This window comes from Rhizobium sp. SVR5-2C (assembly GCF_056755115.1).
The window spans coordinates 1-6,492 of the sequence record NZ_JBNDHT010000221.1 but is presented as its reverse complement, the minus strand read 5'-3'; the positions used below and the strand labels follow the sequence as shown (position 1 = coordinate 6,492).

Genomic DNA, 6,492 nt, shown 5'->3' with positions numbered 1-6,492 from the left:
GCCGGAACGCCGGTGAACTTCTCCATCTCTTCAGGGCTGTGATAAGGCTCGGCAACGAAAGCCGCCCAGTCCTCGAATTCGGACCAGTCGCAGCGCTCGCGGATGAACTTTTCGTCGTAGAGGCCTTCGGTGACAATCACATGCGCCAATGCAGTCAACACCGCTACATTGGTGCCCGGCTGCAACGGCAGGTGATAGGCAGCCTCAACGTGGGGCGTGCGTACGAGATCAATGCGCCGCGGGTCGATAACGATCAGCTTCGCGCCCTGCCGCAGCCGCTTCTTCAGGCGCGACGCAAAAACCGGGTGGCCATCCGTCGGGTTGGCACCGATAACGATCACCACGTCCGAATGCTCGACGCTGTCGAAATCCTGCGTGCCCGCCGACGTGCCGAAAGCCTGACCTAGTCCGTAGCCCGTCGGCGAATGGCAGACGCGCGCGCAGGTATCGACGTTGTTGTTGCCGAAGCCGGCGCGGACCAGCTTCTGGACGAGGAATGTCTCCTCATTCGTGCAGCGCGACGACGTGATGCCGCCGACCGAATCGCGGCCGTACTGATACTGGATACGGCGGAATTCCGATGCTACGTGCGCGAAAGCCTCTTCCCAGCTTACCTCCCGCCAAGGATCGGTGATCTTTTCGCGGATCATCGGATTGAGGATGCGGTCCTTATGCGTGGAGTAGCCATAGGCGAAGCGGCCCTTGACACAGGAATGCCCGCGATTGGCCTGCCCATCCTTCCAGGGCACCATCCGCACCAACTCCTCGCCCTTCATCTCAGCTTTGAAGGAGCAGCCGACGCCGCAATAAGCGCAGGTGGTCACCACCGAATGTTCCGGCATGCCCATCTCAAGCACGGTCTTTTCGCGCAGCGCATCGGTCGGACAGGCCTGCACACAGGCGCCGCAGGAGACGCATTCGCTTTCGAGGAAGGGCTGGTGCATGCCAGCGGTCATGCGGCTCTCGAAACCGCGACCTTCGATGGTCAGCGCGAAGGTGCCTTGCACCTCTTCGCAGGCGCGCACGCAACGCGAGCAGACGATGCACTGCGACGGATCGTAGGTGAAATACGGGTTCGATTCGTCGCGTACCATGTAGTCGATGGTGAGGGAGCCGTTGCCCGGCGCCACATGATTGCGGCCATCGATGCCGTAGCGGTTCTCGGTCAGGCCGACCGACGCGATGACCTTGTCGAATTCGCTCGCGCCAGTTCCGGCACCCGTACCGGCTGATCCGCCCCACGCGCTCGGATGGTCGGAAACGTAAAGCTCCATCACGCCGCGCCGGATCGCGTTCAGCCGGTCCGACTGAGTGTGCACCACCATGCCGTCGCCGACTGGCGTCGTGCAGGATGCCGGCGTGCCGCCGCGGCCTTCGATCTCGACCAGGCAAACGCGGCACGAACCGAAGGCATCGATCATGTCGGTGGCGCAGAGCTTCGGTATCTCGACTCCGGCCTCCATCGAGGCGCGCATGACGGACGTGCCCTCGGGCACGGTGATTGGCCTGCCGTCGACGGTCAGCGTCACCATCTTCTCGGAAGAGGAAGCCGGAGTACCGTAGTCGGTTTCTTCAATGAGCGTTTTGAACTCGGGCAAGGCGTTCATGGTCGTCCGCTCCTATTCCGCGGCTTCTGCTATTGGCGACGGGCGAAAATCGTCCGGAAAATGATTGATCGCGCTCATCACCGGATAAGGGGTGAAGCCTCCGAGCGCGCAAAGCGATCCGAACTTCATCGTGTTGCAGAGGTCGGTGACGAGCTCGAGCTGCTTTTGCGGCTCGATGTTCTTGGCGATCTTGTCCAGCGTTTCAACGCCGCGCGTCGAACCGATACGGCAGGGCGTGCACTTGCCGCAACTCTCAATGGCGCAGAACTCCATGGCGAAGCGCGCCTGCTTCAGCATGTCGGCCGTGTCGTCGAACACGACGATGCCGGCATGCCCGATGAGGCCATCCTTGGCGGCAAAGGATTCATAGTCAAAGGGCGTGTCGAAGAGCGCGCGCGGAAAATAGGCGCCAAGCGGACCGCCGACCTGGACCGCTTTCACCGGCCGCCCGGTCGCCGTGCCGCCACCGATCCTGTCGACGATGTCGCCGAGCGACAGGCCGAAAGCCGCCTCGTAAAGCCCTCGATGCTTGACGTTCCCGGCGATCTGGATCGGGATCGTGCCGCGCGAGCGCCCCATGCCGAAATCGCGGTAGAAAGCCGCCCCCTTGTCGAGGATGATCGGCACGGAGGCGAGCGAGATCACGTTATTGATGACGGTGGGACAGTCGAAAAGCCCCTTGTGTGCCGGCAGCGGCGGCTTGGCGCGCACGACGCCGCGCTTGCCTTCCAGGCTATTCAGCAACGACGTTTCCTCGCCGCAGACATAGGCGCCCGCGCCTGTCCGGACCTCGATATCGAAAGCGCAGCCGGAACCGAGCACGGACGGTCCCAGAATGCCCGCCCGGCGGGCGATCTCGACGGCCTCCGTCATTGTCGCAATCGCATGCGGATATTCCGAACGCGTATAGACGAAACCCTTTGTGGCGCCCGTCGCCAGCCCGGAAATCGCCATGCCTTCGACCAGCACGAAGGGATCGCCCTCCATGATCATGCGGTCTGCGAATGTGCCGCTGTCGCCTTCGTCGGCATTGCAGACGATGTATTTCCGGTCACCCGCAGCATCCAGAACCGTCTTCCACTTGATGCCGGTCGGAAAGCCCGCGCCGCCACGTCCGCGAAGGCCCGAATCGGTGACCTCCCTGACCACGTCTGTAGGGGCCATCGCCACTGCCCGGCGGAGTCCGGCAAGGCCGCCATGCGCCTCATAATCTTCCAGTGAAAGCGGATCGGTAATGCCGCAGCGCGCGAAGGTCAGGCGGGTCTGTTCCTTGAGGAATGGGAGGCTTTCGACCTCCCCCAGACAGAGCTCGTGGCTACCGCCGTTCACAAGGCCGGCATCAAACAGCAGCGACACATCCTTGGCCGTGACCGGGCCATAGCCGATTCGCTTGCCGGAAACCTCGACCTCGACCAGAGGCTCCAGCCAGAACATACCACGCGAACCGTTGCGGACGATCTTCGCATCGATGCCGCGCGCCGAGATTTCCTGTGCGATCGCTCTTGCAACCTTTTCGGCCCCAAGAGAAAGTGCGCCCGCATCGCGCGGGATGTAAATCCTGACGGTCATGCCCGCACCTCCGCGACGATCTCAGCAATCACATCGTCGTCGATTCGGCCATGCGGTTCGCCGTCCAGCATCGCCGCTGGCGAACAGGCACAGAGCCCGAGACAATAAACGGGTTCCAGCGTGACGCTGCCATCGAGAGCCGTCTGATGGAAATCGATCCCCAGCAGAGATTTGATACGCTCAGCCACGGCGTCGCCACCCATGGACTGACAGGCCTCGGCACGACAGAGCTTCAGCACATGACGCCCGGCGGGATGGTCGCGGAAATCGTGATAGAAGGTCATCACACCGTGCACTTCGGCGCGAGAGAGATTCAGTTCCTGCGCGATAACAGGAAGCGCTTCCTGCGGCACATAACCGAATTCATCCTGGATTTCATGCAAGATGGGAAGAAGCGGGCCTTCCAGAGAGCGAAGGTTCGAGACGATCGCGCGCGTGCGCTCGGCAATATCGCCAGTGGCGACATGGGCATTCATTATGGCAGGCCTCCCAGGGCTTCCCTTTATCAACCGCCACACCAGCTCCCCCGAACTTGGTATGACATCGTGGAGGAAGTTTCTCAGGGAACATGCAGGTAATCAATAAAGCCGTCCCGTTGCTTGATAGGATTTTTCTATCGAAGATCTTCGCTTTCTGCGAGTATCCGCGCCTCATGCAACAGCGCGGAGACGAGCGGCGTGAACGGCTCACGATGCGTCGCCACCAGACCGACCAGATGATCGGCCTCTGGCTCGACGATCGGGATCATGCGGATTTCCGCCGGGAAGCCGAAGGATTCGGCCACATTCCGCGGCATGATGCTCGCCCAGCGCCCGGTGCGCACATGCGAGAAAAGCACGATCATCGATCCCGATTCCAGGGACGGATGTGCGGTCGCACCGGCTTCGGATAGATGCCGATTGATGATGCGGCGGTTCTGCATGTCCGCAGTCAATAGGCAAAGCCGAAGATTGCCGACTTCGTGCCATGTCACGGTTTCGCGATCGGAAAGCGGACTGCCTGCGGCCGTGATGAGATTATAGCGCTCAGCATAGAGAGGCACGGTCGTCACGCGCCCCAGCGGCTCGTTTTCAAGGTAGGTGACGCCGGCATCGATCTCGAGATTTTCGAGCATGCTCAACACCTGCAGCGAATTGCGCGAGACGATCGAGAAGGTGACGTCCGGATGCCGCTCCTGAAAAGGCGTAGTGATCCTCGGCAGCATGGCAAGCGCCGTCGGGATGGAGGCGATCCGCAGATGGCCGGAGAGGCCCTTGCGGGCCGCGCGCATCTCCTCGCGCATGGTGCGGGTGTCGCCAACGATGCGGCGAGCCCACTCAAGCACACGCTGGCCTTCAGGGGTCAGGCCCTGAAAGCGTGAGCCTCGCTGTACCAGCATGACGCCGAGCTGGTCTTCGAGTTGCCGAATGGCGGCCGACAGCGTCGGCTGCGATATGCCGCACTCTTCGGCGGCACGGCCGAAGTGCTTTTCGTTGGCAAGGGCGATGAAGAATTCAAGCTTGTCGAGCATCTGGCCTCCCACCGACTTCGGAGCAAGCCATCTTTGGCCTTAGCCGTCAACAATCGCAAGAACAGGTCAGCCAGCGTCCGACATATCTAGCATCCCGAATAGCGAATCGAGAAAAGTCGTCACCTTGGGATTGCCGATACTGTAATACACGAGCCGGCCCGCCCGGCGCGTATTCACCAGGCCTTCCATGCGAAGCCGCGCGAGCTGCTGCGACACCATGGCTTGCTGCACGCCAAGCAATGCTTCGATTTGACTAACCGTTTTTTCTTCCTTGGCGAGAATGCAAAGAATGAGAAGCCTGGTTTGATGCGCCATCGCTTTGAGCAGGTCGCTCGCCTCAATGGCCTTGGCGGCAAGCTTTTGCAGTTCCTGACCGGTCCCCCCCGGCTCAGTCTTCGGCATTATGACTCTCTAATATGTTAACCCCAGATAAACGAGAGCGATATCACATCCGCACCTCGACGTTGGGCCTAATTGGTGAAATGCCAAAAAAAGTCCAAGCAAATCAGCAGATAAGCTGGCCGCCGTTGACCTCGAGCACCTGCCCGGTGATGTAACCGGAAAGCGATGGCGCAGCCAGGAAGAGGTAGGCGGGTGCGCAATCCTCCGCTATGCCGAGGCGTTGAAGCGGGATCGTCTTGCGGGTCTGCTCCAGCTTCTCGCGCGATGAATAGCGCTCGTGAAAATCGGTTTCGATGGTACCCGGCGATACGCAATTGACCCGGATGCCATCTGGCGCGAGTTCACGTGCGAGCGCCTTGGAATAGGTGGAGACGAAAGCCTTCGAGGCGGAATAGATTGCCGAGCCAGGACTGCCGCCGGTCAGCGCCGAGATGGAAACCGTGTTGACGATCGCCGCACCGTGGGCTGCCCGCAACGCCGGCAGAAGCGCGCGGGTGAGCTCCACCACGGATGTCTGGTTGAGCTTTACGACCGTATGGTATTCCTCGTCCGTCAACTCTGCAGCCGGAAACCGGCCAACCATCGTGCCGGCATTGTTGACGAGTACGTGCACGGCGCCGAACTTATCCATTGCTTTCGCAGCGAAAGCGGCCGTGCCGCCCGGCGCCAGAAAATCGCCTGCGACGAGAATGGCGCGTCGCTCCTGTTCCGCAGTCAGCAGGAAATCCGGCAACTCTCGCTCCCCGTCCCGTCCGGTGTGAACCAGAACATGGGCACCGCAATCCAGGAACTGTCGAGCAACTTCAAGACCGATGCCGCGGCCGGCGCCGGTTACGACAACATTGCGATTTTCAAACAGCTTGGGATGAAACACCCCTGGATCCTCCGGGCCTCGGCAGCCAGTCGCCGATTGCGCAATTTTCGCTTTAACATATGATCCGGCCAAACGAAAGAAAGGGAGGCGAAGCCATGTTTCTGTCCGGGCGCCAGACGGAAATCCTCGATATCGCCAAGGCGGAAGGCCGCGTGCTGGTCGAAGACCTTGCAGCGCGCTTTTCCGTCACGCCGCAGACCATCCGCAAGGATCTGAACGACCTGTGTGACGGGCGTGTGCTGACGCGCATTCATGGCGGAGCGATCTTTCCGGCCGGGACGGCAAACGTGAAATACGAAGCACGCCGCTCGATCGCTGCTGCCGAGAAGCTCGCGATCGGCCGCGCGACGGCTGAACTCATTCCGAACAACGTCTCGCTCTTCATCAATATCGGGACGACGACGGAAGCCGTGGGGGAGGCGCTGGTTGATCACCGGGAATTGATGGTGATCACCAATAACATCAATGTCGCCAATCGATTGCGAATGTTTCCCTCCATCGAGGTGGTCATTGCCGGCGGCGTCGTACGT

The 6,492-nt window shown here is 61.0% G+C and carries 7 protein-coding genes; 1 reads left to right on the top strand and 6 read right to left on the bottom strand.

The features are described 5' to 3' along the window. The 6 genes from ACPYOI_RS34030 to ACPYOI_RS34005 all read right to left on the bottom strand — a co-directional run. Window positions 1–1,607, bottom strand: a 1,607-nt coding sequence (locus ACPYOI_RS34030) for a molybdopterin-dependent oxidoreductase (protein ID WP_481424015.1), incomplete at its 3' end; no start/stop codon positions are given. A 12-nt stretch (window positions 1,608–1,619) separates the two neighbouring features. Then, a complete protein-coding gene (locus ACPYOI_RS34025; RefSeq protein WP_481417269.1) occupies window positions 1,620–3,176 on the bottom strand; it encodes a formate dehydrogenase beta subunit in 1,557 nt (518 codons plus the stop codon). Beyond that, window positions 3,173–3,652 (bottom strand): formate dehydrogenase subunit gamma, encoded by a 480-nt coding sequence (locus tag ACPYOI_RS34020; protein WP_481417268.1) that lies wholly within the window; start codon window positions 3,650–3,652, stop codon window positions 3,173–3,175. Before ACPYOI_RS34020 ends, ACPYOI_RS34025 begins: the two co-directional genes overlap by 4 nt. Before the next feature lie 137 nt (window positions 3,653–3,789). After that, window positions 3,790–4,686 (bottom strand): LysR family transcriptional regulator, encoded by an 897-nt coding sequence (locus ACPYOI_RS34015; RefSeq protein WP_168832675.1) that lies wholly within the window; start codon window positions 4,684–4,686, stop codon window positions 3,790–3,792. Between the two features lie 66 nt (window positions 4,687–4,752). Further along, window positions 4,753–5,088 carry an ArsR/SmtB family transcription factor gene (locus tag ACPYOI_RS34010; protein ID WP_168832676.1) on the bottom strand — a complete coding sequence of 112 codons (336 nt, stop codon included), beginning with the start codon at window positions 5,086–5,088 and terminating at the stop codon, window positions 4,753–4,755. Window positions 5,089–5,191: 103 nt separating this feature from the next. Further along, on the bottom strand, window positions 5,192–5,962 hold the full coding sequence (locus ACPYOI_RS34005; RefSeq protein WP_481417267.1) for an SDR family NAD(P)-dependent oxidoreductase: 771 nt from the start codon (window positions 5,960–5,962) through the stop codon (window positions 5,192–5,194). Between the two features lie 95 nt (window positions 5,963–6,057). Here ACPYOI_RS34005 and ACPYOI_RS34000 point away from each other — a divergent pair. Then, window positions 6,058–6,492, top strand: a 435-nt coding sequence (locus tag ACPYOI_RS34000; protein WP_481424014.1) for a DeoR/GlpR family DNA-binding transcription regulator, incomplete at its 3' end; no start/stop codon positions are given.

Bases quoted from the DNA above. Each gene is read 5' to 3' on its own strand.
- ACPYOI_RS34010 (WP_168832676.1), bottom strand. From the start codon at position 5,088: ATGCCGAAGACTGAGCCGGGGGGGACCGGTCAGGAACTGCAAAAGCTT.
- ACPYOI_RS34020 (WP_481417268.1), bottom strand. From the start codon at position 3,652: ATGAATGCCCATGTCGCCACTGGCGATATTGCCGAGCGCACGCGCGCG.
- ACPYOI_RS34015 (WP_168832675.1), bottom strand. From the start codon at position 4,686: ATGCTCGACAAGCTTGAATTCTTCATCGCCCTTGCCAACGAAAAGCAC.
- ACPYOI_RS34025 (WP_481417269.1), bottom strand. From the start codon at position 3,176: ATGACCGTCAGGATTTACATCCCGCGCGATGCGGGCGCACTTTCTCTT.